This window comes from Litchfieldia stipae, assembly GCF_014837155.1.
In the GTDB taxonomy this organism is placed as follows: Bacteria; Bacillota; Bacilli; order Bacillales; family Bacillaceae_L; genus Litchfieldia.
On record NZ_JACYHA010000019.1, the window covers coordinates 42,584 to 67,586 of the forward strand.

Annotated in this window: 21 protein-coding genes and 2 other RNA genes; 20 read left to right on the forward strand and 3 right to left on the reverse strand. The window is 40.0% G+C overall.

Annotated elements, in window-relative coordinates:
* The first annotated feature begins 172 nt into the window (after positions 1-172).
* The 12 genes from F7888_RS17930 (at position 173) to F7888_RS17985 (ending at position 14,302) form a co-directional block, all read left to right on the forward strand.
* Complete coding sequence (locus F7888_RS17930; RefSeq protein WP_191781877.1) at positions 173-1,732, forward strand: ABC transporter substrate-binding protein; 1,560 nt, start codon at positions 173-175, stop codon at positions 1,730-1,732.
* A 270-nt stretch (positions 1,733-2,002) separates the two neighbouring features.
* Positions 2,003-2,917: an ABC transporter permease gene (locus tag F7888_RS17935; RefSeq protein ID WP_191781879.1), complete on the forward strand. Its 915-nt coding sequence runs from the start codon at positions 2,003-2,005 to the stop codon at positions 2,915-2,917.
* A gap of 18 nt (positions 2,918-2,935) precedes the next feature.
* Positions 2,936-3,856 carry an ABC transporter permease gene (locus tag F7888_RS17940; RefSeq protein ID WP_191781881.1) on the forward strand — a complete coding sequence of 307 codons (921 nt, stop codon included), beginning with the start codon at positions 2,936-2,938 and terminating at the stop codon, positions 3,854-3,856.
* 23 nt (positions 3,857-3,879) lie between these two features.
* Positions 3,880-4,836: an ABC transporter ATP-binding protein gene (locus tag F7888_RS17945; RefSeq protein ID WP_191781883.1), complete on the forward strand. Its 957-nt coding sequence runs from the start codon at positions 3,880-3,882 to the stop codon at positions 4,834-4,836.
* Between the two features lie 14 nt (positions 4,837-4,850).
* Positions 4,851-5,855, forward strand: coding sequence for an ABC transporter ATP-binding protein (locus tag F7888_RS17950; protein ID WP_191781886.1), 1,005 nt, complete (start codon positions 4,851-4,853; stop codon positions 5,853-5,855).
* Positions 5,856-6,029: 174 nt separating this feature from the next.
* An RNA gene (gene rnpB, locus F7888_RS17955) (RNase P RNA component class B) lies at positions 6,030-6,431 on the forward strand.
* A gap of 100 nt (positions 6,432-6,531) precedes the next feature.
* Positions 6,532-6,616, forward strand: an RNA gene (ffs, locus tag F7888_RS17960) — signal recognition particle sRNA small type.
* 192 nt (positions 6,617-6,808) lie between these two features.
* Positions 6,809-8,236 (forward strand): PTS mannitol transporter subunit IICB, encoded by a 1,428-nt coding sequence (locus F7888_RS17965; protein WP_191781888.1) that lies wholly within the window; start codon positions 6,809-6,811, stop codon positions 8,234-8,236.
* A 1,067-nt stretch (positions 8,237-9,303) separates the two neighbouring features.
* Complete coding sequence (locus F7888_RS17970; RefSeq protein WP_191781890.1) at positions 9,304-11,406, forward strand: BglG family transcription antiterminator; 2,103 nt, start codon at positions 9,304-9,306, stop codon at positions 11,404-11,406.
* 13 nt (positions 11,407-11,419) lie between these two features.
* On the forward strand, positions 11,420-11,857 hold the full coding sequence (locus F7888_RS17975) for a PTS sugar transporter subunit IIA (protein ID WP_191781892.1): 438 nt from the start codon (positions 11,420-11,422) through the stop codon (positions 11,855-11,857).
* Complete coding sequence (locus tag F7888_RS17980) at positions 11,858-13,000, forward strand: mannitol-1-phosphate 5-dehydrogenase (protein WP_191781894.1); 1,143 nt, start codon at positions 11,858-11,860, stop codon at positions 12,998-13,000. It abuts the gene before it with no gap.
* A gap of 123 nt (positions 13,001-13,123) precedes the next feature.
* Positions 13,124-14,302 carry a trans-sulfuration enzyme family protein gene (locus F7888_RS17985; RefSeq protein WP_191781896.1) on the forward strand — a complete coding sequence of 393 codons (1,179 nt, stop codon included), beginning with the start codon at positions 13,124-13,126 and terminating at the stop codon, positions 14,300-14,302.
* A gap of 75 nt (positions 14,303-14,377) precedes the next feature.
* On the opposite strand, the gene F7888_RS17990 is transcribed toward F7888_RS17985, so the two are convergent.
* The 3 genes from F7888_RS17990 to F7888_RS18000 form a co-directional block, all read right to left on the reverse strand.
* Positions 14,378-15,028: a TetR/AcrR family transcriptional regulator gene (locus F7888_RS17990; RefSeq protein WP_191781898.1), complete on the reverse strand. Its 651-nt coding sequence runs from the start codon at positions 15,026-15,028 to the stop codon at positions 14,378-14,380.
* A 62-nt stretch (positions 15,029-15,090) separates the two neighbouring features.
* Positions 15,091-16,119 carry an ABC transporter permease gene (locus F7888_RS17995; RefSeq protein ID WP_191781900.1) on the reverse strand — a complete coding sequence of 343 codons (1,029 nt, stop codon included), beginning with the start codon at positions 16,117-16,119 and terminating at the stop codon, positions 15,091-15,093.
* Complete coding sequence (locus F7888_RS18000; RefSeq protein ID WP_191781902.1) at positions 16,109-16,846, reverse strand: ABC transporter ATP-binding protein; 738 nt, start codon at positions 16,844-16,846, stop codon at positions 16,109-16,111. Before F7888_RS18000 ends, F7888_RS17995 begins: the two co-directional genes overlap by 11 nt.
* Before the next feature lie 184 nt (positions 16,847-17,030).
* Between F7888_RS18000 and F7888_RS18005 the strand changes: the two genes are divergently transcribed.
* The 8 genes from F7888_RS18005 (at position 17,031) to F7888_RS18040 (ending at position 24,997) form a co-directional block, all read left to right on the forward strand.
* Positions 17,031-18,140, forward strand: a complete 1,110-nt coding sequence (locus F7888_RS18005) for a cysteine desulfurase family protein (protein WP_191781904.1) — start codon at positions 17,031-17,033, stop codon at positions 18,138-18,140.
* 281 nt (positions 18,141-18,421) lie between these two features.
* Positions 18,422-19,417, forward strand: coding sequence for a glycosyltransferase family 4 protein (locus tag F7888_RS18010; protein ID WP_191781906.1), 996 nt, complete (start codon positions 18,422-18,424; stop codon positions 19,415-19,417).
* A gap of 20 nt (positions 19,418-19,437) precedes the next feature.
* Positions 19,438-20,487 (forward strand): selenide, water dikinase SelD, encoded by a 1,050-nt coding sequence (gene selD, locus F7888_RS18015; RefSeq protein WP_191781908.1) that lies wholly within the window; start codon positions 19,438-19,440, stop codon positions 20,485-20,487.
* 44 nt (positions 20,488-20,531) lie between these two features.
* Positions 20,532-21,434, forward strand: a complete 903-nt coding sequence (gene phnD, locus F7888_RS18020) for a phosphate/phosphite/phosphonate ABC transporter substrate-binding protein (RefSeq protein ID WP_191781910.1) — start codon at positions 20,532-20,534, stop codon at positions 21,432-21,434.
* A gap of 11 nt (positions 21,435-21,445) precedes the next feature.
* Positions 21,446-22,201, forward strand: coding sequence for a phosphonate ABC transporter, permease protein PhnE (gene phnE / locus F7888_RS18025; RefSeq protein WP_318246320.1), 756 nt, complete (start codon positions 21,446-21,448; stop codon positions 22,199-22,201).
* Between the two features lie 206 nt (positions 22,202-22,407).
* Positions 22,408-23,175, forward strand: coding sequence for a phosphonate ABC transporter ATP-binding protein (phnC, locus tag F7888_RS18030; protein WP_191781914.1), 768 nt, complete (start codon positions 22,408-22,410; stop codon positions 23,173-23,175).
* 58 nt (positions 23,176-23,233) lie between these two features.
* Positions 23,234-23,827 carry a polysaccharide deacetylase family protein gene (locus F7888_RS18035; protein ID WP_318246317.1) on the forward strand — a complete coding sequence of 198 codons (594 nt, stop codon included), beginning with the start codon at positions 23,234-23,236 and terminating at the stop codon, positions 23,825-23,827.
* 186 nt (positions 23,828-24,013) lie between these two features.
* The gene (locus tag F7888_RS18040) at positions 24,014-24,997 is read left to right on the forward strand and encodes an LLM class flavin-dependent oxidoreductase (protein WP_191781917.1); all 984 of its coding nucleotides are present in this window, start codon (positions 24,014-24,016) and stop codon (positions 24,995-24,997) included.
* The last annotated feature ends 6 nt before the right edge of the window (positions 24,998-25,003 follow it).

Consider the following 25,003-nt stretch of genomic DNA (forward strand, 5'->3'; position numbering starts at 1 on the left):
ACACGGAGACTCCGGCGGGAACAGTGGCCTAAGTGAGACCCCGCAGGAGCCGAAGCGACGAGGAGGCTCACTGGTCACCCGCAGGACGCGGAGTGTATTCAGGCTGCGGCTTTAAAAGCGACAAACCATATGAATACAGCAAATAAAAAAGACAAATCAAGGGGGAAGACAGATGAAAAAAGCATTATCCTTTCTAGCGATGGCAGTACTAATGTTTACACTTGTGGCATGTAACTCTGATTCAACATCAACAGAAGGTTCTTCTTCAAATGGGGGAGACACAGCAGCGAAAGACGATAAGACACTTGTCATTGGTATGGGTTCTGACATGACAACGTTTGACATCCATGATCACAACAATACATCAACAGAAGCTATTCATATCAATATGTTTAACTATCTTGTGAAAACAGGTGAAAACGGGGATTTCCTTCCTGACCTAGCAGAGTCATGGGAAAACGTTGATGAAACGACTTGGAGCTTCAAGCTACGTGAAGGGGTTAAGTTCCATAATGGTGAAGATTTCACTGCAGAAGATGTGAAATTTACATTAGAGCGTGTGGCAAATGACAACACTGTTTTAGAGCATGGAAACTATAAGCAAATTAAAGAAGTGAAAATTGTCAGTGATTACGAGATTGAGATTATTACTTATGGTGCAGAGCCGGCAATGTTAAATCGTCTATCTCGTCTTGGTTCAGGGATGTTACCTTCTGAGTATATTGAAACAGAAGGATGGGAGACATTTTTAGCAAATCCAATAGGGACAGGTCCTTACAAGTTTGTTGAATGGAAGAAAGATGACCGAGTTGTATTAGAGGCAAATCCTGATTACTTCGGCGTAAAAGCGAAGTGGGAAGAGTTAGTATTCCGTGCAATTCCTGAAGATTCGACTCGTGTGTCTGAATTCTTAACAGGTGGCGTTGATATTGCTGTTAATATCCCACCAACAGATTGGAGCCGAATTGAAGAAAATGAAGGGACGTCTCTAGCAGAAAGTCCAACACAACGTGTCATGATGTTAGTTCTTCGTACAGCTGGGGATTTCCCAACAGCGGATCCAAAGGTACGTGAAGCAATCGATTTAGCGATTGATAAGCAAGCAATTCTTGATAGTTTAATGGAAGGTTCAGGTACAGTTACTAGAACTCGTGTAACACCTGGTAATACAGGCGCAAATGAAGATCTATATGGTACAAGCCTTTATGATCCTGAAAAAGCAAAAGAACTATTAAAAGAAGCTGGATATGAAAGTGGCTTAGAGCTGACTTTAAGTGCTCCAAATGGTCGTTATTTAAAAGACAAGGAATCAGTAGAATTGATGCAAGCAATGCTGTCTGAAGTAGGAATTAACGTAAAGCTAGACTTATTAGAATGGAGCTCATTCTCTGAAAAGTATGCTAGCAAAAGCTTCAGTGATATGTTCTTAATTGGTTATGGAAATTCAATGTTCGACGCTGCACTTGCACTAGAGCGTCTTCGTGAAGAGCAAGCTGCAGGTGAAACGGACTATTCTAATCCAAAAGTAGAAGAACTTCTAACAGCTGCAATGACAAATATGAATCCAGAAGAAAGAATTGAACAATACAAAGAAGCTCAAGCGATTATTGCAGAAGATCGTCCACAAATTTATCTGTATCAATTAGATTCGATCTATGGTGTAAGTGATAGCATCTCATTCCAACCACGCCTAGATGAAATGATTCCAGCAGATGAAATCACATTGAAGTAGGCTGTTTCTGAAAATATATTGGTCTAGACAATTATAATGAAAAAGACTCTAGCTGCCTGAATACACGTAGACTCCCGTGGGATGCGTGGCCAAAGTGAGACCCCGCAGGAGCAAAGCGACGAGGAGGCTCACCGGTCACCCCACAGGACGCGGAGTGTATTCAGGCTGCGGGTTTAAAAGCAAGAATTTGATCTTTGGAATGATAAAAGAGGAACTGACAGGCACTTATTCGTCAGTTCCTCTTGTCCTTAATAAGGGAGGGATTTGTACATGAAGTTTTTACTAACCAATATTCTTCGAATTATTCCCGTGCTATTTATTATCACAATCATTGTATTCGTTTTAGTACGAGTAACGGGTGACCCTGTAGCCTTAATGTTACCTGAAACAGCAACAGACGAAGACAGAGTGGCATTGCAGGAAGCATTGGGATTAAACGAACCACTATACAAGCAGTATTTATTTTTCCTAGGTGATTTAGTACAGGGGGATTTCGGAGATTCATTTCGTTATAATCAGCCAGCTTTAGCTATAGTTCTTGAACGCTTGCCTGCAAGCTTTAGTTTGGCGATTGCCTCGATGATTATTGCAACCCTCATCTCCGTACCACTAGGGATACTTTCAGCAATAAAGCGAAATACCTTTATCGACTTATTCATTACAAGTTCTTCTGTTCTCGGGAAGGCGATGCCTAACTTCTGGTTAGGGATTATGCTCATCCTTTTATTAGCGGTTAATTTCACCATTTTCCCGGTTTCAGGAACAGGTTCGATGATGCATCTTGTTTTACCTGCCATCACATTAGGAACAGGAATAGCAGCCGAAATGACGAGATTAATTAGATCAAGCATGCTCGAAATACTTGGTCAGGATTACATCAGAACTGCACGAAGTAAGGGATTAATAGAGTTCGTTGTTGTAAATAAGCATGCTTTCCGTAACGCACTTATTCCAGTTGTAACGATTATGGCACTGCAGACAGCTACCTTGATTGGTGGAACGCTTATTACTGAAACGATTTTTTCATGGCCGGGTATGGGGCAATTATTAGTACAAGCCGTTAATTTACGTGACATGGCAGTTGTTCAAGCAGCCACATTTGTCATTGCGATCCTAGTAATCTTGAGTAATTTATTTGCGGACTTAGCTTACCGTTATCTAGATCCAAGAATTAAATATGACTAAAGGGAGGGGTGACTAACGATGCAAACAAAAGTTGAAACACCGAATGAAGTTTCGATTAATACTCAACATGTGAAATCCAAACGTAAGTCTGCTAGATGGTTGAAAATGTTATTTAAAAGTAAAACAGGAACAGTTGGACTTGTGATTGTCCTTTTAATGATTCTAATGGCCCTATTTGCTGACGTCATTGCTCCATATGATCCTGCTAAAACAAATGTAACAGATCGCTTGTTGCCTCCAGCGTGGTCAGAGGGTGGAAGTTCAGATTATCTATTAGGGACAGATAATCTAGGAAGAGATATATTAAGCCGTATTATTGTAGGTTCTAGAGTCTCTTTATTGGTTGGAATTAGTGCTGTTATTGTGGCTGGTGCGATTGGTTTAGCGATGGGGTTAATTTCTGGCTATTATGGAGGGTTTATTGACCGATTGATCATGCGACTTGTTGATGCCTTCTTAGCGATACCAAATATCTTGTTTATGCTAATTATCCTAGCGGTAGTAGGGCCAAGCTTATCGACTTTAATTATCGTTCTCGGTGTCACCACCTGGGTTGTGTATGCGAGGATGGTACGTGGAGAAACGTTGAGTATTAAGGAACGTGATTATGTCCAGTCCGCTAAAGCAATTGGTGCGAAGGATTTCCGAATCATTACTGTCTACATCTTACCTAATATTATTTCATCATTTATTGTTATCGCTACTCTAAATGTAGCAACAACAATCATTTTAGAATCATCCTTAAGTTTCCTTGGATTAGGAATTCAGTCACCAGATGTGTCGTGGGGATTGATGCTTAGTGATGGACGAGAGTATTTAGCAACAAGCTGGTGGGTAGCAACCTTCCCAGGAATTGCAATTACCATAACTGTTCTTGGAATTATTTTCTTAGGTGACTGGTTACGTGATGTGTTAGATCCAAAGATGAAAGCAAATTAGTCAGCAGGAGGGGGGCTTTTTCGATGGCAAATGCACTGTTAGAAGTAGAAGATTTGAAGGTACGATTTAAAACAGATGATGGCTACGTATCAACCGTGAATGGTGTATCCTTTACCGTTAATGAGGGAGAAACTGTAGCTGTTGTAGGAGAATCAGGTTGTGGGAAAAGTGTCACATCGCTTTCCATCCTCGGATTAACTCCTGGTGAAATCTATAATGGCGAAATTAAATTTAATGGAAGAAATCTAGCAACCATGAAGAAGAAGGAACTAAGGAAGCTTCGTGGGAAGGACATTTCAATGATTTTTCAGGAGCCAATGACTTCGTTAAATCCAGTCTTTACGATCGCTAATCAATTGAGCGAAGTACTCATGGTTCATAAAGGATTAAATAAGAAGCAAGCATTTGATAAATCGGTTGAAATGCTTGAGGTTGTCGGGATTCCAGATGCAGAAAAAGTAGCGAAGAGATTTCCACATCAGCTCTCAGGTGGTATGCGCCAAAGAGTCATGATAGCGATGGCATTATCTTGTAATCCGAAGCTATTAATCGCAGACGAGCCAACAACAGCATTAGACGTAACGATACAGGCTCAAATCTTAGAGTTAATCAAAAAATTAAAAGCGGAATATAACACAGGTATTATCATGATTACACATGACCTTGGTGTTGTGGCCGAGGTCGCTGACCGAGTTGTCGTGATGTATGCAGGTGAAGTGGTAGAGGAAGCGCCGGTCTTTGAATTGTTCAAAAACCCAACACATCCTTATACAAAAGGATTGTTAAGCTCGATTCCACAGGTGGACCATGTAGTAGAAGAGCTAGGGTCAATTATGGGGTCAGTGCCGATTCCAAGTGAAATGCCAGTAGGATGTAAGTTCCATCCACGCTGTCCATTAGCCACAGACCTATGCCGAACAAGCCATCCATCATTAGAAGTAATTGGTTCAGATCATAAGAAGCGTTGTTTTCATGTGTAAAGGAGTGATGAGTCGTGCCGAAAACAGTAACTAAATCGAAGACCTTGTTAAAGGCAGAGGGTTTGAAAAAACACTTTCCAATGAAAAAAGGCTTTATCAAAAAAGAAATCACCTATACAAAGGCAGTAGACGGAGTCAATCTAGAGGTATTTGAAGGAGAGACACTTGGCATTGTGGGGGAGTCAGGTTGCGGGAAGTCCACTACTGGTCAAATGCTCCTAGGACTCCTTCCTCCAACAGAAGGAAAAGTTTGGTTTAATGATCTAGACATGACATCACTTTCAAAGGAAGAGCTACGAAAGCTTAGAAAAGACATTCAAGTAATTTTCCAAGATCCATTCTCTTCATTGAATCCTAGGATGACGATCGAACAACTAATCTCAGAGCCTTTAAAAATCCATGGTGGAAAAAGTAAGTCCGAGATTAAAGCTGAAGTCATCGAGTTAATAAAAGTAGTGGGATTAAATGAATATCATTTGGATCGTTATCCTCATGAATTTAGTGGAGGACAACGTCAAAGAATCGGGATTGCAAGAGCATTAGCCTTAAAGCCAAAGTTAATTATCTGTGATGAACCTGTTTCCGCACTAGATGTATCGATTCAGGCACAAATCCTGAATTTGTTAAAGAAGCTACAAAAAGAGTTTCAGTTAACGTATATTTTCATCGCACATGGCTTACCAGCCGTCCGTCATATTAGTGATCGAATTGCAGTCATGTACTTAGGAAAAGTAGTTGAGATTGCTGATCGTGATTCATTGTTTGAGCACCCAACCCATCCGTATACTGAAGCATTATTATCAGCGATTCCGATTGCTGATCCTACGAAACGAAAAGAACATAAGCTGCTAGAAGGTGATTTGCCTAATCCGAGTAATCCACCATCAGGCTGCCATTTCCATACAAGATGTCCTTATGCACAAGAGATTTGTAGCCAGAAGGCGCCGGAATTGGTTGAATATCGTGAAGGTCACTCTGCTGCTTGTCATTTCCCTTTAGATGTAGCGGAGGTTAAATGATTGTTGGAACTAGAGTTAGTCACTCATCACCAGGATGAGTGACTTTAATATTTATATAGAAGAAACTTGTTTTTTGAACATATTACCAACATTATTTTACTTCGCAGAATTTGACTTCTGTATATAATTCGGGTATGATAGGAAATGTAGTTAACAGCAATTAATTGATCATACATCCAGAGAGAATCGCGCAGATTTCCTATCTGTGAGGAAAGTCCGTGCTCGCACAGGCTGAGATGTCTGTAGTGTTCGTGCCTAGCGAAACCGTAAGCTAGGGCAATCTGGCGTAAGCTGGGTTGACGGCAGGGAAAGTCACCTAAGTCTAGGTCAAGCGTAAGCACTAGATATGGGACGAATACCTTGAAAGTGCCACAGTGACGGAGCTTCAAAGGAAACTTTGAAGGTGGAACGAGGTAAACCCCACGAGCGAGAAACCCAAATTTGGTAGGGGAAGTGTCTAGCGGGAATGGAACCAACAGACACCATGAATCTATTCATGAGATAGATGATTCTCCATGTTGTGCGAGGTCATTTGGCCGAATGCAGCACATCATGAACAAAACACGGCTTATGCGGTATGTATGGTTGAGCGTTAACTTATTAAGAAAGTCATGGGGTTACTTTAGTAGGCAAGAGGTGTAGACCCATTGCGTTGGTGCAACTCCAGCTAATCCAATAAAAAGTCCAATGAGTAATCGTGAAATGAGTCAGGGCAGGAATGCAGCAGCTCTAAACGATGATCTCTTGTGGGCTTTTTTTGTATTTTATATCGTTATTATGTGAAATATAGTAATTAGTACTTAGAACCTAATCTTATTTTAATTATGACAACATTACGTATGACAAAATACCCTTTACTTTAAATTGAAAACGCTTTTAACAAGACTTATTATTAAGTTGTAAGAAAGAGCTATTCATAAAGATTATTTTTTCATACTGAGAGGAGAATATATATGTCAAAAACAACAGAGGGATCCAAGCCAGATTTTCGCGTGAAAATCCAAAGGTTTGGTAGTTATTTAAGCGGCATGATTATGCCGAACATCGGTGCATTTATTGCATGGGGACTTATTACTGCTTTATTCATTCCAACTGGTTGGCTTCCAAATGAAGATTTAGCTCAACTAGTAGGACCAATGATTACCTATTTACTACCATTATTAATTGGTTACACAGGTGGTAAGATGATTTATGGTGACCGAGGAGGAGTCGTTGGTGCGACTGCAACAATGGGGGTTATCGTAGGATCAGATATTCCAATGTTCCTTGGAGCAATGATTATGGGACCTCTAGCAGGTTACTTAATCAAGAAGGTTGATGCAGTGATTCAACCAAGAGTACGTCAAGGCTTCGAGATGTTAGTAAATAACTTCTCAGCAGGTATTTTAGCAGGGATTTTAACACTTCTTGCATTCTGGACAATTGGACCAGTTGTAGAGGGGTTAAACAATGTATTAGCAGCAGGTGTTGAAGTCATTGTTAATGCAGGTTTACTTCCATTAGCAAGTATTTTCATTGAACCAGCAAAAGTATTATTCTTAAATAATGCAATTAACCACGGGATTTTAAGCCCACTTGGTGCAAAAGAAGCAGCAGATGCTGGTAAGTCAATTCTATTCTTACTTGAAGCAAACCCAGGACCTGGTTTAGGGATCCTATTAGCGTTCATGGTATTCGGAAAAGGTACAGCAAGACAAACATCACCAGGTGCAGCAGTTATTCACTTCTTTGGTGGTATTCACGAAATTTACTTCCCGTATATCTTAATGAAACCAATGTTACTATTAGCAGCAATCGCAGGTGGAATCAGTGGAGTATTCACATTCTCACTATTTAATGTTGGGCTAGTTGCACCACCATCACCAGGTAGTATCTTTGCTCTTATGGCAATGACTCCAAAAGGGGGAGGACATCTAGGCGTATTACTAGGTGTACTTGTAGCAGCAGCTGTATCATTTGCAGTAGCAGCGTTAATTCTAAAAACTGGTAAGCAAGAAGAAGAAACAGATATTGCAGATGCAGCAGCAAAAATGGAAGCAATGAAAGGGAAGAAGAGCTCAGTTTCAGGTACTTTCGAAACGAAAAAAGCAGAATTCGATCCTAAAAACGTAAACAAAATCATCTTTGCTTGTGACGCTGGAATGGGCTCAAGTGCGATGGGTGCTTCCATTCTTAAAAACAAAGCAAAAAAAGCAGGTCTAGTAGATATCGAAATCACAAACAAAGCGATCAATGACATCCCAAGTGATGCTGATATCGTCATTACACACAAAGACCTAACATCACGTGCAAAAGAAAAGCTACCAACAGCTCATCATATCTCAGTTGAGAACTTCTTAAACAGTCCGAAATATGACGAACTAATCGACAGCTTAAAATAATTATTCATCTAAGGCTGGCTCTAATCCAAGAGTCAGCCTTGTTTTAATAAGTAGGAAGATTAAGGCTGGAGTAGGATGAAATGTCCTATTAAGGAAGCCAAAAGGACAAAACAGAGCAGATAGCCAGTTGAAATGTCCAATAGAGGCAGTCAAAAGGACAAAACAGAGCAGAAGGCCCGTTGAACTGTCCAATAGAGACAGCCAAAAGGACAAAACAGGGAGGATGCCCCGTTGAAGTGTCCAATAGAGACAGCCAAAAGGACAAAACAGAGCATATGGCCCGTTGAAGTGTCCAATAGAGACAGTCAAAAGGACAAAACAGAGCAGATAGCCCGTTGAAGTGTCCAATGGGGACAGCCAAAAGGACAAAACAGAGCAGAAGGCCCGTTGAACTGTCCAATAGAGGCAGCCAAAAGGACAAAACAGAGCAGAAGGCCCGTTGAAGTGTCCAATAGAGACCGCTAAAAGGACAAAACAGAGCAGAAGGCCCGTTGAAGTGTCCAATGGAGACATCCAAAAGGACAAAAAAGATGAAATGCCTCGTTGAAGTGTCCAATAGAGACAGCCAAAAGGACAAAATAGAGCAGAAGGCCCGTTGAACTGTCCAATGGAGACAGTCAAAAGGACAAAATAGAGCAGATAGCCCGTTGAACTGTCCAATGGAGACAGCCAAAAGGACAAACCAGGGAGGATGTTCCGTTGAAGTGTCCAATGGAGACAGCCAAAAGGACAAAACAGGGAGGATGCCCCGTTGAACTGTCCAATGGAGATATTCAAAAGGACAAAATAGAGCAGATAGCCCATCAAATTGTCCAATAGACATATTCAAAAAGACAATAAACAGATAATCATCAGTCGATTTGTCCTTTAAGACAAAAAAGCAGTACATGAAAGAGAATAATCAAATTATGGCAACAACGATGATGACGAAAATGTAACTTTCTTTTGTTGAGATAGCTTGTCAAAGGGGTTATCATTATACACAAAAGAAAGAACATTTCATATTTGTCATCATCTTTGCTCATAATATGACTTGATATAGAGCCATAAAAAGTGGAGTGGATGCTATGTATATTTCTGCCAGGGAACGGAAGATTTTAGAGCTTTTACTAGCGAGAAATGAAGAAACAACAGTGAAGGATCTAGCTAATGAGCTTCAAGTAAGTTCCCGCACCGTCCACCGTGATCTAAAAGGGGTGGAGGAAATCCTAAAGGAATACGATCTTGGACTTAACAAAAAGTCTGGAATCGGAATCCAAATGATAGGTGATGATGAGACGAAGGAAAAGCTAAAGCTATTCTTATTTAATTTATCTCATTCTGAATATACACCTGAGGAACGTCAAACCATTATTCTATCAGAACTACTCGATTCAACTGAGCCAGTGAAATTAATGTCATTAGCGAATGATCTCAATGTCACGATTGCTACAATCAGTAATGACCTTAATAAAGTGGAAGAGCGACTAGCTGCATTCCAGCTCCATCTGTTAAGAAAAAGAGGATATGGTGTTGAAATAACAGGTTCAGAATCTGCGAAAAGAAAAGCAATGAGCAAGCACATCATCGAAAATATTGACGAGTATGAATTAATTTCAATGATCAAAGAAACAATTCAAAAGAAGTCGTCACAGGCAATCGATACGATTACTGATCGATTACTTGGTTTGGTTGATAAGAAGAAGCTACTGATTATAGAAAGACAAATTGATCAGATTAAGGATGATCTCCCTTATTCCATTGCAGATAGTGCCTACATTGGGCTTGTCGTTCATTTGGCGCTTGCACTTGAACGCATTCAACAAGGCGAAGACATTAATTTTGATTCGGATTATTTACAAAGCCTAAAGGATACTAAAGAGTACAAGGTTGCAGAAAAGATTGTTGTGGGCTTAGAAGATATCTTTCGGATCAACATTTCACATGGAGAGATTGGGTATATCACGATGCATTTAATGGGAGCAAAACACCGTAATGATCATGAAGACCTATTAGAGGATACAAGCCTTCATGTTGGAATGCTCGCACAGAAATTAATTCGTTTTGTCAGTGATGAAATTGAAACCGATTTAACGAAGAATATTTCACTGTTCCAAGGACTAGTTGCCCATCTAAGACCAGCGCTATATCGGTTAAAACAAAATATGGGAATCTCTAATCCCCTACTGACTAGAATTGAGCAGGACTATCATGACATATTTTCAGTTTTGGAAAAAGGGGTACAAGAAATTTTTCCGGATTTACATGTACCGAAAGAAGAAATTGGCTATTTGGTCATGCACTTTGCATCAGCCCTTTTAAACAAAGACCAGCATCAAGAGTTAAAAACCCTTGTTGTTTGTTCAAGCGGAATTGGTACATCAAAGATCCTTTCTACGAAGCTTCAGCAGCAAATCGCTGGGTTACAAACAGTGAACGCATCTTTATTTGATTTAGATGACATCGATATCAATGAATTTGATGCCATCATTTCAACGATCCCACTTAAGGACTTCACAGAGGATTACTTAGTTGTAAGTCCTTTATTGTCTGCTGATGAGGTTGATAAAGTTAAACGATTTTTATTAGGGAAAAATAAGCCTATACGTAAAAGTAATCAACAAGAAACAATGGCTAAGTTACCTGGTAAAACTGGAGATTTTCTTCAACATATTCGCAAAATGAAAAATGTATCAACCGCGATCTATCAAATTTTAAATGGTTTTTCTTTTACTAGAATCGAGGAATCGCAATCCGTAGAGTCGATTTTAACGAGCTCATGTGAAGAGTTACTTGCTAATGGCATCATCAGTGGTGATGCACGAGAGGTTCTCTCTGATTTGCTGCAAAGAGAAGAGATTGGCGGTTTGGGGATTCCAGGTACTTCACTTGCCTTGTATCATACAAAAAGCAGGAAAGTACTTGAGCCAAGCTTTACCATCACAAGACTTAAGAATCCAATTGAGGTAAAGGCAATGGATGGTTCTCAAGTAGATATGAACACAGTCCTATTGATGCTTTCACCAGTGGAAAATCAAGAGGAAACCTTAGAAATACTAAGTGCCATCAGCTCCCTCATCATCCGAGATGAACAGTCGATTAAACAGTTCGAATCTGGGGAAGAACAAGAGATAGTCAATCTTTTAACAACAGAATTAAAGTCCATCTATGAACAAACATTAACCCATTAAGGAGTGTCTAACAATGACAAAGGAAATTTTAACAACAAATAATATCGTATTAAATGCTAGCTTTTCAAACAAAGAGGAAGCGATCAGAAGTACTGGCCAAATTCTAGTAGAAAAAGGCTATGTTGCAGCTGGTTATATTGAGAAAATGTTAGAACGTGAAGAGCTAACTTCTACATATATGGGGAACTACGTAGCGATCCCACATGGTACTGAGGATGCGAAGAAAGAGGTACTATCTTCAGGGCTTTCAATCATCCAAGTACCTGGTGGAGTTGATTTCGGTAACGGGAATATTGTGAAGGTATTAATCGGAATCGCTGGGAAAGACGGAGAGCACTTAGATATCCTGTCACAAATTGCGATTGTATGCTCAGAGGAAGAAAATATTGAGAAAATTGTTTCAGCAACATCAGCAGAAGAGATCATTAGTCTTTTTGATGAGGTGAACTAAATGTTAGCTGTCCATTTTGGAGCGGGGAATATTGGAAGAGGCTTTATCGGTAGTCTATTATCAAAAGCGGGCTATGAAGTATGCTTTGTTGATGTAAATGAGGAAATCGTCAATTTATTAAATGAAAAGCATGAATATCGCGTGGTTCTTGCTGATGAAAATAGTCAGGAAGAAATCGTAACAAATGTAAGAGGAATTAACAGTATTCAAAACCCAGAAGAAGTAGTGAACGCGATTGCGACTGCTGATCTAGTAACAACAGCAGTTGGACCGAACATTCTTGCCATCATTTCAGGCTCGATTGCTAAAGGACTAAAAAAGAGAATCGAACAAACTGACAAACCCTTAAATGTGATTGCTTGTGAAAATATGATTGGTGGAAGTGCATTTCTGAAGGAGAAGGTATACGAACAACTGACTGACACAGAAAAGCAGCAGTTTGATAATCAATTTGCTTTCCCTAATGCAGCGGTTGACCGAATTGTTCCAAACCAAACAAACGAAGACAAGCTGATGGTATCTGTTGAACCGTTTTTTGAATGGGTCGTAGATCGTTCAAAAATGATTGGTGATGTTCCAGTGATTGATGGAGTCACATTTGTTGAAGACTTAGCTCCATTTATCGAAAGAAAGCTATTTACGGTAAATACAGGTCACGCAGCAGCAGCTTATTTAGGCTATCAAGCTGGCTTAGAAACCATTAAGGATGCGATGGAGCGTCCTGAAGTGTTACAGGCGGTTAAGGACACGTTAAAGGAAACAGGAACGGTTCTCGTCAATAAATATGACTTTAATTATGATGAGCATATGAAGTATGTGGCAAAAATTGTTGGTAGATTTACAAATCCATTCATCAACGATGAAATCCCTCGTGTAGCCAGAGGTCCACTACGTAAGCTAGGACCAAATGATCGTTTAATCAGTCCGGCTACTCAATTTTATGCGCATGTTGAAGGTCAGCCTGTTCATTTAGCGAAAGTTATTGCAGCTGCGCTAAAATATGATTTCCCACAGGATGAGGAAGCCGTTGCACTACAAGCAAAAGTGAAAGAACTAGGTTATGAAAAAGCAATTTATGACGTATGTGGACTTGAACAAGGGCATCCACTTGTTAAACTTATTTTAGAGGAATTAAATAAATAGCTAGTAGAAGAAGACTTGCCAAGAGTGGTAAGTCTTTTTTTATTGCAATCAAGGAAGGGAAATTGGTAGAGGATACAGAATAAGTATGAATCGACAAAATTTTTAGAAAAAGGGGAATGAGACATGAAGGAAGAGTACAAAAAGGATACAATGGTCCTGCATGCGGATCATGAATGGGGTGTGAAAGACGGTACGGTAGCACCTGCGATTTACTATACCTCGACGTTTCCTGCAAATGACGCTGCAGAGTTTGCCGATATGGCAAGTAGACCTCTTCATCCACAATACTATACTCGTTACGGGAATCCAGTCCATGAAAGAGTGAAGGCTATTATGGCCGAGCTAGAAGGAACAGAAACGGCATTGGTTACTGGGTCTGGAATGGGGGCGATTGCGACAACCCTTTTGTCATTAGTGTCAGCGGGTGATCATGTCATAGCCCAAACAAGACATTATATGAGCACAACGAAAATCATGGACGATATGCTCCCACGATTTGGGGTAGAGGTAACGATTGTAGAACAAACAGATTTGGCTGCATTTGAGCAAGCGATAAAGCCAAACACAAAGCTAATCATGCTTGAAACACCAGCAAACCCAACATTAGTGTTGACAGATTTGGAAGCTGTTGCGACGTTAGCTAAATCACATGGGATCGTTCTCGTGGCAGATAACACGTTTGCGTCACCGCTAAATCAACGTCCTCATGACCTAGGAGTGGATGTGGTTGTACACAGTGCTACGAAATATTTAGGGGGGCATAGTGATATTACAGCGGGTGTAATTTGTACAAGTCATGAGTTGGCAGAGAGGATTTGGGACACCCACACATCGATAGGATCTGTCCTGTCTCCCATGGATGCTTGGTTATTATTACGTGGCTTACGAACCTTACCAGTAAGAATAGAACGAATTAATTCGAATGCGTTAGCTTTGGCAGAATTTCTTGAGAATCAACCTGAGATTGAACAAGTGTTTTACCCTGGGTTAGTGAGTCACCCTCAGCATGAACTGGCTCTCAAGCAGATGAAAGGCTTCGGTGCAGTCATCGCATTTGCGATTAAAGGGGATTACGCAGCGACTCAGAGATTTGTGAGTGCCTTGAATCTCTCAATCAATGCAGTAAGTCTAGGTGGGGTAGAGTCCTTAGTCATCCATACTGCCGCGATGTGGGAGGGGGCTTTAAATGAAGAGCAAATGAAGACGGCTGGAATTCCGGCTAACTTTGTGCGTTACTCAGTAGGACTAGAGCATATTGAAGATTTGAAGGCCGATGTGTTACAGGCGTTGAAGGAGATATAAACTCGAGTTGCTGGATCAACAATCGAACGAATAAAAAGGCATGCCACTACTCCTAGTGACATGCCAAATGGAGTCTTATTTTTTAGGTGAAAGTCCATGCATTAAAAAGTGTACCGTTCGTTCGATTTCCTCTTCATCGTTCCACTGTGCCTCTGGAACAATAATGTATCTTGCGATGATGTAACCGAACACAGTCGAACCGGTAAAACGAATGACACTATACGGAGGCATTTCAATGATTTGACCCTTTACTTGATAATGCTTAACTAATTGTTCGAGCTTCGCAAATACTTTTAGAGCGACATGCTCTTTGAATTGTTCACGTAATTCAGGTTGAAAGGGAATTTCCTGAATTAAGATTCGAAAGAGTGGCATGTTTTGTTGAAGGAACTTCATACGATTTACAATCATCGCTCGGATAAAATCCTCGAAGCTTTCATATTCTTGATTTAATACTTTATTAAGATCTTTAATGACAAAGGGAGCGATAAATTTAGCCATGACTGGAGCCACAATAGATAAGAGCAGCTCTTTTTTTGTTTTATAATGTCTAAAGATCGTCCCCTCTGCCACACCAGCTTTTCTAGCAATCTCACTAGTTGAGGTCGAAGCATAGCCTTTCTCAGCAAAAAAACCAACAGCAGCTGCAAGAATTTTCTTTTGTTTATCTGTTAATTCATCGTCCTGATCAAATAAGTCGTCAATTATTTTCTCATCCTCTAGCATGATATACTCCTTTTACCCATTATTAACCCGTAGTTTATAGTAAAAAGTAGACTATGTCGATGTTATATTTTTCGGTATCTTCGTAAGGCAACGACATTCAACACCATGAATAGAAGGGAAAAACCTAACAAAATAAGTAGATTCAAGTAAATCTCACCGAAGCCATATCCTCTCACCATTACATCTCGTAACGCATCAGCTGCGTAGTAAAGGGGAGTAAATGGCGCAATCCAGCTTAACCATTCCGAAATGGTATCCAAATTAAATAACCCAGAGAAGAAAATTTGTGGCACGACAACAATCGGGATAAATTGAATCATTTGAAGCTCATTATTTGCAAAGGCTGATAGTAAAATGCCTAATGTCAGCGCACATAGAGATAGAAATAGAGTGATTAACAATACATACCCAAACATACCCTCCATCAGCATGCCAAGGACATAAATGGCATAGGCGGCAATAATGGTCGCTTGAACCATCGTGAATAATCCGAAGCCGAGAACATATCCAATAACAATTTCCCATTTGCGTAAAGGACTAGCTAGCAATCTCTCAAGTGTTCCAGTCGTTCGTTCACGTAAAAATGAAACCCCTGCAATTAAAAACACAAAGAAGAATACAAAGAAGCCAAGGAGCACGGGTCCGAAATAATCAAACTGACCCATTTCACTAGAACCATGCAAGTATTGAATCGGGAAATCTATGGCAATACCGTCATTTTGCAAGGCTGACAAGGACGTTTTTATCCATCCTGCAGTTACGCCATTGACACTTGGATCACTACCTTCAAGATAGATACTTGGTGGCATCTGTGCAAAATCAATATAGCCATCGAGGAAGGCAGCTGCTAATTGCTCTAGTGCTTCATCAGAATGTGAAAACTCAATCAATTCGACTTGATCGTTATCAAGTTGATTTAAAACAGACTCTGGTGCTTGAACAATCCCAATAGTAGGAATATAGTCATCGCCGTTAAATACTAAGTGAAGCATTGTTATAACAAGAATGGGTGCAAAAATCAGCAATCCCATCGTCCGTTTGTCACGAATAATTTGTCGTAAGATCCGAATCGCTAATGCTTTAATTCGCATGATGAGCACCTCCGTAGAATAGAAAGACATCTTCAATGGAGGCTGTTTCTGTTTGTTGCTTTAACTCATCAGGGGTACCTACTGCAATCAATGAGCCAACACGAATAAGCCCTAATCGATCACATTTTTCAGCCTCATCCATGACATGGGTTGTAATAATAATCGTTGTTCCCTTCTTTTTTAAATCGTAAAATGCCTCCCAAATGCTTTTCCGTAAAACAGGGTCAATCCCAACAGTAGGTTCGTCAAGAATTAATAATTCAGGCTGATGAAGAAGGGAAATCGCTAATGAAAGCCTTCGCTTCATTCCGCCTGAATAGGAGGAAACAAGCTTATTCACATGCTCTGACAGTTGAACCATCTGCATGACTTCATCTATTCGTTGTTTCTGTTTCTTTCCGTGAAGACCATAGAGTAATGCAAAAAACTCGAGGTTTTCCTTTGCAGTCAATTCACCGTAAAGGGCATCAGATTGCGCCATATAGCCGATGCGTTCGATTAATTGTAATGAAGGCAATTTCTCGTGAAAGAGATAGGCCGCACCTTTTGAAGGAATGTCTAATCCTACTAGGTTTTTAACTAAGGTTGTTTTTCCAGCACCAGATGGACCGAGTAGGCCAAAAATTTCACCTTCATAAATTTCAAGCTCAACCTCTTTTAAAACATGTTGTTTCCCAAATGATTTTGAAACATTTTCAATGGAGACAAGTGCTTTGCTCGTATTCAAGAATCTCAACTCCTAAATATGATATTTTAAAAGTGAGTAATCACTCACTACTTATTTCGATTATACATTAAACAAAGTGAGTAATCACTCATTTTTTTGAAAAATAAGCAATCACCTACCCTACAATTCAACGACATTTATAGTAAAATAATCATTATTGATCAGTAGAAAGGAGCCGGTTGAAATGAACAAAATCTATTTAGATTACAACGCAAGTACACCCATTGCTGAAGAAGTGATTGATGCGATGCTTCCATATTTAAAGAGTGGCTACGGAAATCCTTCATCAACTCATTGGGCAGGGCAAGAGACGAAAGAAGCGATTGTGAAAGCACGACATCAAGTAGCGGATCTTTTGTCATGTGATCCCGAGGAAGTGATTTTTACAAGTGGTGGAAGTGAAGCGAACAATCACGCATTAAAGGGTGTGTTCTTCGCCAAAAGAAATAAAGGAAATCATATTATTACAACAAAAGTTGAGCACCCTGCGATCCTTAATCCATGTAAGTTTCTTGAAACATTAGGAGCAGAGATTACATATGTGGATGTTGATCAATTTGGGAAGGTCAACCCAGAGGATATTGAATGCGCGATTAACGACAAGACCATCTTAATTAGTGTCATGCATGCAAACAATGAGGTTGGAACCATTCAACCAATCAAAGAAATTGCCAAGATTGCCAAGAAATATAACATTACCTTCCACACGGATGCTTCTCAATCAATTGGAAAGATACCGACGAAAGTCGATGAGTTAGGTGTAGACCTTCTAACGATTGCTGGACATAAACTGTATGCACCTAAAGGAGTCGGTGCATTATATATACGAAAAGGAACAAGCATCGATCCGTTCATTCATGGTGCCGGTCATGAGGATGGAAGAAGAGCGGGGACCGAGAATATCCTACAAATCGTTGGTTTAGGTAAGGCATGTGAGCTGGCGATGAATAGTCATAACGATATTTTCACGCTTCGAAATTATTTCTGGGAGGAGCTCCAAAGTCACTTCGGAGACAATGTTATTCTTAACGGAAACATTGATGAGATTTTACCCAATACGCTAAATGTTAGTTTTCTTGGTAAAATTGGACAGGAGCTGTTAGCGCAAACGCCAGAAATTGCCGCATCGACCGGTTCAGCATGTCACTCGGGTAGTGTTCAACTATCGCCTGTGCTAGAAGCTATGCAGGTGAATGAAACAATAGGCAAAGGAACTATTCGCTTCAGTCTAGGCCGCTATACAACAAAAGAAGAAATCGACACAGCTGTTGCGTTGCTTAAAAAAACTATGTAAAAGTATTAAGACCTTAGCAGACTGAATACACGGAGACTCCCGTGGGATAAGTGACCAAAGTGAGACCCCGCAGGAGCTTTTGCGACGAGGAGGCTCACTGGGCATCCCACAGGACGCGGAGTGTATTCAGGCTGCGGGTTTCTACGCTACAATAAAACACATCCATTCCCCTTAAGCAAAAAATGTGACAAATTGAAATAGTTTCATGATAATTGATGCAGACTTATAGTAGGAAGAAACCTTTTTAAGTCCAAATATATGTATTTAAAAGGATGGAATAAATGAAGGTCGTATTAGCAACACCAAATTTTCACCAACCAAGAGGAAACACTGTGACGGTGCAGAGAATCGCTGATAGCCTTGAAGCAAAAGGTATCCAAACCGAGATTGTCTCGATGACTGAAGATTCCTCAGTGACTGCACTTCCGGAGGCAGATCTCATTCATGGGTTCCATGCCTATAAATTCTACACATTTAAAGAAAAGCTTACTCAAAAAATAGATTCGTATATCGTTTCAATTACAGGTACTGACCTTAATCATGATCTATTTAACAAAGATCGCCGTGATGATGTGATTCGTTCATTAACAGAGGCAAAGGCCATCCATGTGTTTAATGAGAAAGCCAAACAAATCTTATGTCATGAGGTCCCAGGAATTGAGGATAAGATTTTCATCATAGCTCAAGGAACGACTGAGTTTCCTACTGTTGAAATCAACGTAAAGAAAGAACCTGGAACATTATTGTTTCTATTACCAGCAGGGATTCGAGTCGTGAAGAATATCCCATTTGCTATCCATATGTTAAAAAATATCTATCAACAGAACCCCTCGATTCGACTCTGGATTATTGGTCCAATCATCGAAGAAGTAGAAGGCAAGCTCGTTCAAGAGTTAGTAGAGGAAAACAAAGAATGGGTGCAATACGTTGGTCCATTTCCACATTCAAGTATGGGAGCCATCTACAGCCAAGGGGATATTGCCTTAAATACGTCTCATTCTGAAGGCCAGCCAGCCGCCATTCTTGAAGCAATGGAGCATCAGCTTCCAGTGCTTGTTTCGAATAATCAAGGGAACTTGAGTATTGTCACGCATGAGGAAACAGGTCTTGTGTATAGCAATGAAAGTGAATTTCTTGATTTTGCTGAACGACTAGTGAATAATAACGAATTAAGGGCGAAAATTGGTAAGCGTGCAAAAGACTATATTATGAACCATCATTCTGGAACATATGAGGTAGATGCATTTATCGATATTTATAAAAACGTTCTTAAATGAGTCAATAAGGAGTGAACATTATGTCAAAAGAAGAAATCATTAAATTAACTTCTTTATCGTCAAAAGGTGGCTGAGGATGCAAAATTGGTCCTGAGGACCTGGCGCAGGTGCTGCGTCATTTACCTAAATCTGTCCCTGATCCAAACTTACTTGTAGGTTTAGATACTTCTGATGATGCAGGAGTATATAAAATAAATGAAGAAACTGCACTTGTTCAAACATTGGACTTCTTTACACCGATTGTGGATGATCCATATATGTTTGGTCAAATTGCAGCAGCGAATTCACTTAGTGATGTCTATGCCATGGGAGGCAAACCAATTACGGTTATGAACATTGTTGGGTTCCCAATTAACACACTTGATAAGAGTGTATTAGCTGATATACTTCGTGGTGGTGCAGACAAAGTAAGAGAGTCTGGTGCCGTATTAGTTGGTGGTCATTCAATTGATGATAATGAACCAAAGTTCGGTCTTTCTGTTACTGGTCTTGTTCATCCTGAGCGAGTACGTGCCAATGTTGGTGCTAAGCCTGGTGACCGACTTATTTTAACAAAACCAATTGGTGTAGGGATTCTGACTACAGCGATTAAGCGTGACCTGCTATCAAAAGAAAGCATAGATGAGGTCATGACTGTAATGGCAACACTAAACAAATATGCAGCTGAAGCGATGGAAGAGTTTGATGTGACGGCGTGTACAGATATTACTGGCTTTGGCTTACTTGGTCATACATTAGAAATGGCTGAAGGAAGCAATGTTGGAATTACTGTGAACAGCAAGGATGTGCCGATTTTAGCAGGAACGAGAGAGCTTGCTGAACAAGGGATTATTCCTGGTGGAACGAAGAAGAATCACAAATGGATTGCTGATCGCGTTGACTATGATCAACATGTCGATGCAGTCGATCAAATGATTCTTTGTGATGCAGTAACTTCTGGCGGACTCCTCATTTCTGTTTCTGAAGCAGATGCTGAACGTTTCCAACAAGCACTTCTTGAGAAGGATGTAACATCTTCGATCATTGGTGTTGTAACAAATGAATCACCTGGTCGAATCAAAGTTATCTAAAAGGGCTCGAGTTTGAGTCCTTTTTAAAATAGGAGGTCATACTAATGAAAAAATACTTAATGTTACTACTAGCAAGTTGTTTTCTTTTCGTTTTAGCTGCATGTGGAGCATCTGATGATGGTAATCAGTCAGAAGGTGCAAATGAACAAGCAGAAGAATTTACGATTGGGGTTATCCCTTCTCAAACAGAAGGTTCAATGGAAGCAGCAATGGAAGAGCTGCAAGCGATTTTAACAGAAGAATTAGATCGTCCTGTCAAAGTAGATGTGTATCCTGATTACAATGGGGTCGTGGAAGCCATGAATTATGACAAAATCGATATGGCTTATTTTGGACCATTAACATATGTCGTTGCACACGCTAACAGTGGAGCAAAAGCGATTATTACACAATTAATTAATGGCGAGCCATTTTACCATTCATATATTATTACTCATGTCGATAGTCCATGGAATTCAATTGAAGAGTTATTAGCGGATTCTAAAGATGTTGATTTTGCATTCGGTGATATCAATTCCACTTCTGGTTCATTAATTCCTTCCATTGAATTACAGGACCGTGGGGTATTTGTATCAGAGGATGAGCATGAATTTAAAACAGTACGTTATACAGGTTCTCATGATGCAACAGCGCTAGCAATTCAAAACAAACAAGTAACTGCTGGTGCGATTGATAGTGCGATTTACAATCAATTAGTTGAATCAGGAAAAGTAGATGGTGAACAAATCAAAACGATTTGGGAGTCAGAGCCATTGTTCCAATATCCTTGGGCGGTTCATGCTGACACAGATAATGAAACAATCGAAAAGCTACAAGCAGCATTTATAGCAATCAAAGATCCAGTTGTTCTTGATGCATTTGGAGCATCTGGCTTTACGGAAGCGACTGATGAGGATTATGAAAGTATCCGAGATGCAGCAATTAAAGAAGGTATTATCAACGAATAGAGCTGATGATGGTGTGGTTTAAAAAGCGTCAAATTTTCACAGTTATACTTTTAGTTATTTTTATAGCTTATAGCATGAAGTTAACTGAATTTGATTTAACAAAGTTTAGAGACTATCGAAATATGCTTGATTTTCTCACTCATTGGTTCCCGATGAACACCGAAAATCTCCCACGAATCATTCAAGCAAGTATTGAGACATTAGCGATGGCGTTTTTAGGAAGCTTCTTGGGCTTGATTATTGGTATACCGATTAGTTTTATTGCCGCGCGAAATACGGCTCCTTCGGGGATCTTGTATCATGTTTCAAGAACGCTTCTAAGCTTTGTTAGATCGATTCCAGAAATTGTCTTTGGTCTTATTTTATTAACAGCACTTGGTCTTGGTCCTTTCCCAGCAGTGCTTGCGATAATGTTTCATAATATTGGTGTACTAGGAAAGCTCATTTCAGAGTTGATTGAGGCAGCAGATCCTGGACCTCAAGAGGCAATGAAGGCGGTCGGTTCCAAAAAATGGTTCGGTGCGATTTTTAGCATCATTCCACAAATTTGGCCAAATGTACTTTCAAGCTATTTTTATCGATTTGAGGTTGCGATTAGAACCTCACTAATTCTTGGTTTTATCGGTGGCGGAGGGATTGGTCAAAGGCTATTCAATGATTTCAAGACCTTCCACTACTCCTCGGTTTCTCTTGATGTACTGGTTATTATGATTATGGTTATCCTAGTAGACTTATTAGGAAGCTATATTAGAAACAGAGTCATATAATGATTAGAACCCTAGCAGACTGAATACACGGAGACTCCTGCGGGATCAGTGGCCCAAAGTGAGACCCCGCAGGAGCTAGCGACGAGGAGGCTCGCCGGGACGCCCCGCCGGACGCGGAGTGTATTCAGGCTGCGGAATTTAAAGCCACTAACGTATATATTATTATTATCATTTCTTCTAAGAAAATCTAGAAGGAGGTGACAGAGATGCTTGAAATTAAGGATTTATCGGTTCGATATAAGGACAGTAAAACCAATGCATTGACATCAGTTAACCTGACATTTAAAAAAGAAGAATTTATTTGTATTCTTGGAAAAAGTGGTGCTGGGAAATCAACGTTAATTCGTTGTATCAATGGTCTGCAAAAACCAACGAATGGTGAAATCTTCTGGAAAGGTGAACCATTGTCAACAAAAAATGAAGAACAACTAAGACTCGTTCGAAGAGAAATGGGCATGATTTTTCAGCATTTCAATCTAATTCCGCGCCTTACTGTCATCCAAAATGTCTTAACCGGTCTGTTTGGTTATCGGAATTCATTCAAAAACCTGATTGGATGGTATAGCAGTGATGAAATAAAGGAAGCCAAACAAGTCATGTCAGATGTTGGTTTAGCGGAATTTATGGATCGCCGTGTTGAGCACTTAAGTGGAGGTCAGAAGCAAAGAGTAGGAATTGCGCGAGCGATTGTTCAACATCCGAAAGTATTGCTTGGTGATGAGCCAGTAGCAAGTCTCGATCCTGGAACATCTAATCATGTGTTTACATTGATAAAAGAAATGCATCTTCGTCACCAGCTCTTAACAATCATTAATGTTCACGATGTGGCACTAGCAAAACGTTATGCGACAAGGATTATTGCATTAAAGGATGGCAAAGTGCTGTTTGATGGCAAGCCAGAAGCATTTACAGATAAAGAATATCACGAGGTGTATGAAGCTCAGATGGATAAAAGTCTGACATACATCACATAAGGGACAGGAGTGCATGTTCATGATTAAATCTCCATGAGTGTGTGGCCAAACACAGGTCGTGTACGACTCTGACGATAAAAATGTTTTAACAACAGTCAAAAAAGACAGTGGTAAAACGGTCTATTTAACGATCGATGATGGTCCAAGTCGAATTCTACCACAAATGCTAGATGTGTTACGGGATGAGAACGTACCAGCGCTATTTTTCTGGCAATCACGATTATTATATGAAAAGCGTCCATGGAAACGGGTGCTAGACGAAGGGCATATGATCGGAAGCCACTCAACGAAGCATCTCAATTTAGCGAATCTTTCATATGAGCAGCAATTTCACGATATTCAACATAGTGTGAAGAAAATTGAGCAAGTAACAGGGACAAAGGTGAAATATTTCCGTCCTCCATTTGGGCAATATAATCAGGATACGATTGCTGTGACGAATGAATTACAGCTTACCCCTGTGATGTGGAGAATTGCTTCTGTCGATTGGGAGCATAAGAATGACCCACATGAAATTATTAATCACGTGACTAGTCATTTAGAAGATGGGGCTATTATTCTTATTCATGAATTACATCAAACACTCGAAATCCTTCCTGATCTTATTAAGGAAGTGAGAGCGAGGGGCTACAATTTTTCGAAGCTTTTTTAACGTTTTTTTCATGTCTGCTAAAAATCTCATGTTCAATTCGATCAAATAAAATAAATACAAACAACTAAGATGCTTAGTATCACTTGATGAATCTTTATTTTTTCGAACATGCTTCGACTAAATAGTGTAGAAGTGATCCTAGGCATTTTTTGTTTCAAGCTAGACGTAAACATCAGGAGGGACAAGATGAAATTAAGTGTGTTAGATCAATCTGTTATTCGTATGGGCAGTACTGCTACCGATGCTTTTCGTGATACCGTTCAATTGGCAAAAAGGACAGAAGAGCTTGGATATACGAGGTTTTGGGTAGCAGAGCATCATAATACAAATGGGATTGCAGGTTCATCACCTGAGGTGCTCATTTCACATATTGCATCACATACTAAAAGCATTCGAGTTGGCTCAGGAGGAGTACTGCTTCCGCAATACAGTCCATTTAAAGTTGCCGAAAATTTCAGGGTGCTTGAAGCGATTTTCCCCAATCGGATTGATTTAGGTGTTGGACGATCACCTGGAGGTTCACCGATGACAAGATTGGCATTAACAGATGGTGTCACAAAAAGCTTGAATGAATTTCCAAGGCAAATACAGAAGCTTAATCGCTATCTATATGAGGTTGACGCTAGTGATGAAGTGAAAGCAACTCCAATCATTGATTCAAATCCAGAGCTATGGATAGTAGGAATCACACATCGCGGAGCAAGAGTAGCAGCTGAGAATGGAACGGCTTTTACTTATGGACATTTCATCACTCCTGAAAATGGTCAGAGGTCATTAGAAGATTATCGAGCGCTTTTTCAACCATCAGCAGCTTTAAAGAAACCTAAGACAAATGTGTGTATTTTTGTTGTCTGTGCACCTACACAGGAGCAGGCGGAGGAAATAGCACTTAGCCAAGACCTTTGGCTTCTTTCCGTTGGAGGAAATCGGATTGATTTACGAATTCCATCGATTGAAGAAGCAAAAAAAAGGTTCTTATCAAAGGAAGAACAAGCTATAATCAAAGAAAATAGAAAGCGAATGGTGATTGGGACGCCTGATAGGGTGAGGGATGAGTTACTTCGACTAAGTGAACTTTATCAAAATGATGAGTTTATGGTCATTACGAATATTTATGACTTCGAAGACAAAGTGCGATCCTATGAGCTTTTAGCAGACATGTTTTTATAAGTGAGG

What these genes read in the sequence shown, in the direction of transcription:
- F7888_RS17995 (WP_191781900.1), bottom strand. Translation starts at nt 16,119, where the DNA reads ATGCGAATTAAAGCATTAGCGATTCGGATCTTACGACAAATTATTCGT.
- F7888_RS18010 (WP_191781906.1), top strand. Translation starts at nt 18,422, where the DNA reads ATGAAGGTCGTATTAGCAACACCAAATTTTCACCAACCAAGAGGAAAC.
- F7888_RS17985 (WP_191781896.1), top strand. Translation starts at nt 13,124, where the DNA reads ATGAAGGAAGAGTACAAAAAGGATACAATGGTCCTGCATGCGGATCAT.
- F7888_RS18040 (WP_191781917.1), top strand. Translation starts at nt 24,014, where the DNA reads ATGAAATTAAGTGTGTTAGATCAATCTGTTATTCGTATGGGCAGTACT.
- F7888_RS17945 (WP_191781883.1), top strand. Translation starts at nt 3,880, where the DNA reads ATGGCAAATGCACTGTTAGAAGTAGAAGATTTGAAGGTACGATTTAAA.
- F7888_RS17970 (WP_191781890.1), top strand. Translation starts at nt 9,304, where the DNA reads ATGTATATTTCTGCCAGGGAACGGAAGATTTTAGAGCTTTTACTAGCG.
- F7888_RS17935 (WP_191781879.1), top strand. Translation starts at nt 2,003, where the DNA reads ATGAAGTTTTTACTAACCAATATTCTTCGAATTATTCCCGTGCTATTT.
- F7888_RS17940 (WP_191781881.1), top strand. Translation starts at nt 2,936, where the DNA reads ATGCAAACAAAAGTTGAAACACCGAATGAAGTTTCGATTAATACTCAA.
- phnD (WP_191781910.1), top strand. Translation starts at nt 20,532, where the DNA reads ATGAAAAAATACTTAATGTTACTACTAGCAAGTTGTTTTCTTTTCGTT.
- F7888_RS17930 (WP_191781877.1), top strand. Translation starts at nt 173, where the DNA reads ATGAAAAAAGCATTATCCTTTCTAGCGATGGCAGTACTAATGTTTACA.
- phnC (WP_191781914.1), top strand. Translation starts at nt 22,408, where the DNA reads ATGCTTGAAATTAAGGATTTATCGGTTCGATATAAGGACAGTAAAACC.
- F7888_RS17980 (WP_191781894.1), top strand. Translation starts at nt 11,858, where the DNA reads ATGTTAGCTGTCCATTTTGGAGCGGGGAATATTGGAAGAGGCTTTATC.
- F7888_RS17965 (WP_191781888.1), top strand. Translation starts at nt 6,809, where the DNA reads ATGTCAAAAACAACAGAGGGATCCAAGCCAGATTTTCGCGTGAAAATC.
- F7888_RS17990 (WP_191781898.1), bottom strand. Translation starts at nt 15,028, where the DNA reads ATGCTAGAGGATGAGAAAATAATTGACGACTTATTTGATCAGGACGAT.
- F7888_RS17975 (WP_191781892.1), top strand. Translation starts at nt 11,420, where the DNA reads ATGACAAAGGAAATTTTAACAACAAATAATATCGTATTAAATGCTAGC.
- F7888_RS18005 (WP_191781904.1), top strand. Translation starts at nt 17,031, where the DNA reads ATGAACAAAATCTATTTAGATTACAACGCAAGTACACCCATTGCTGAA.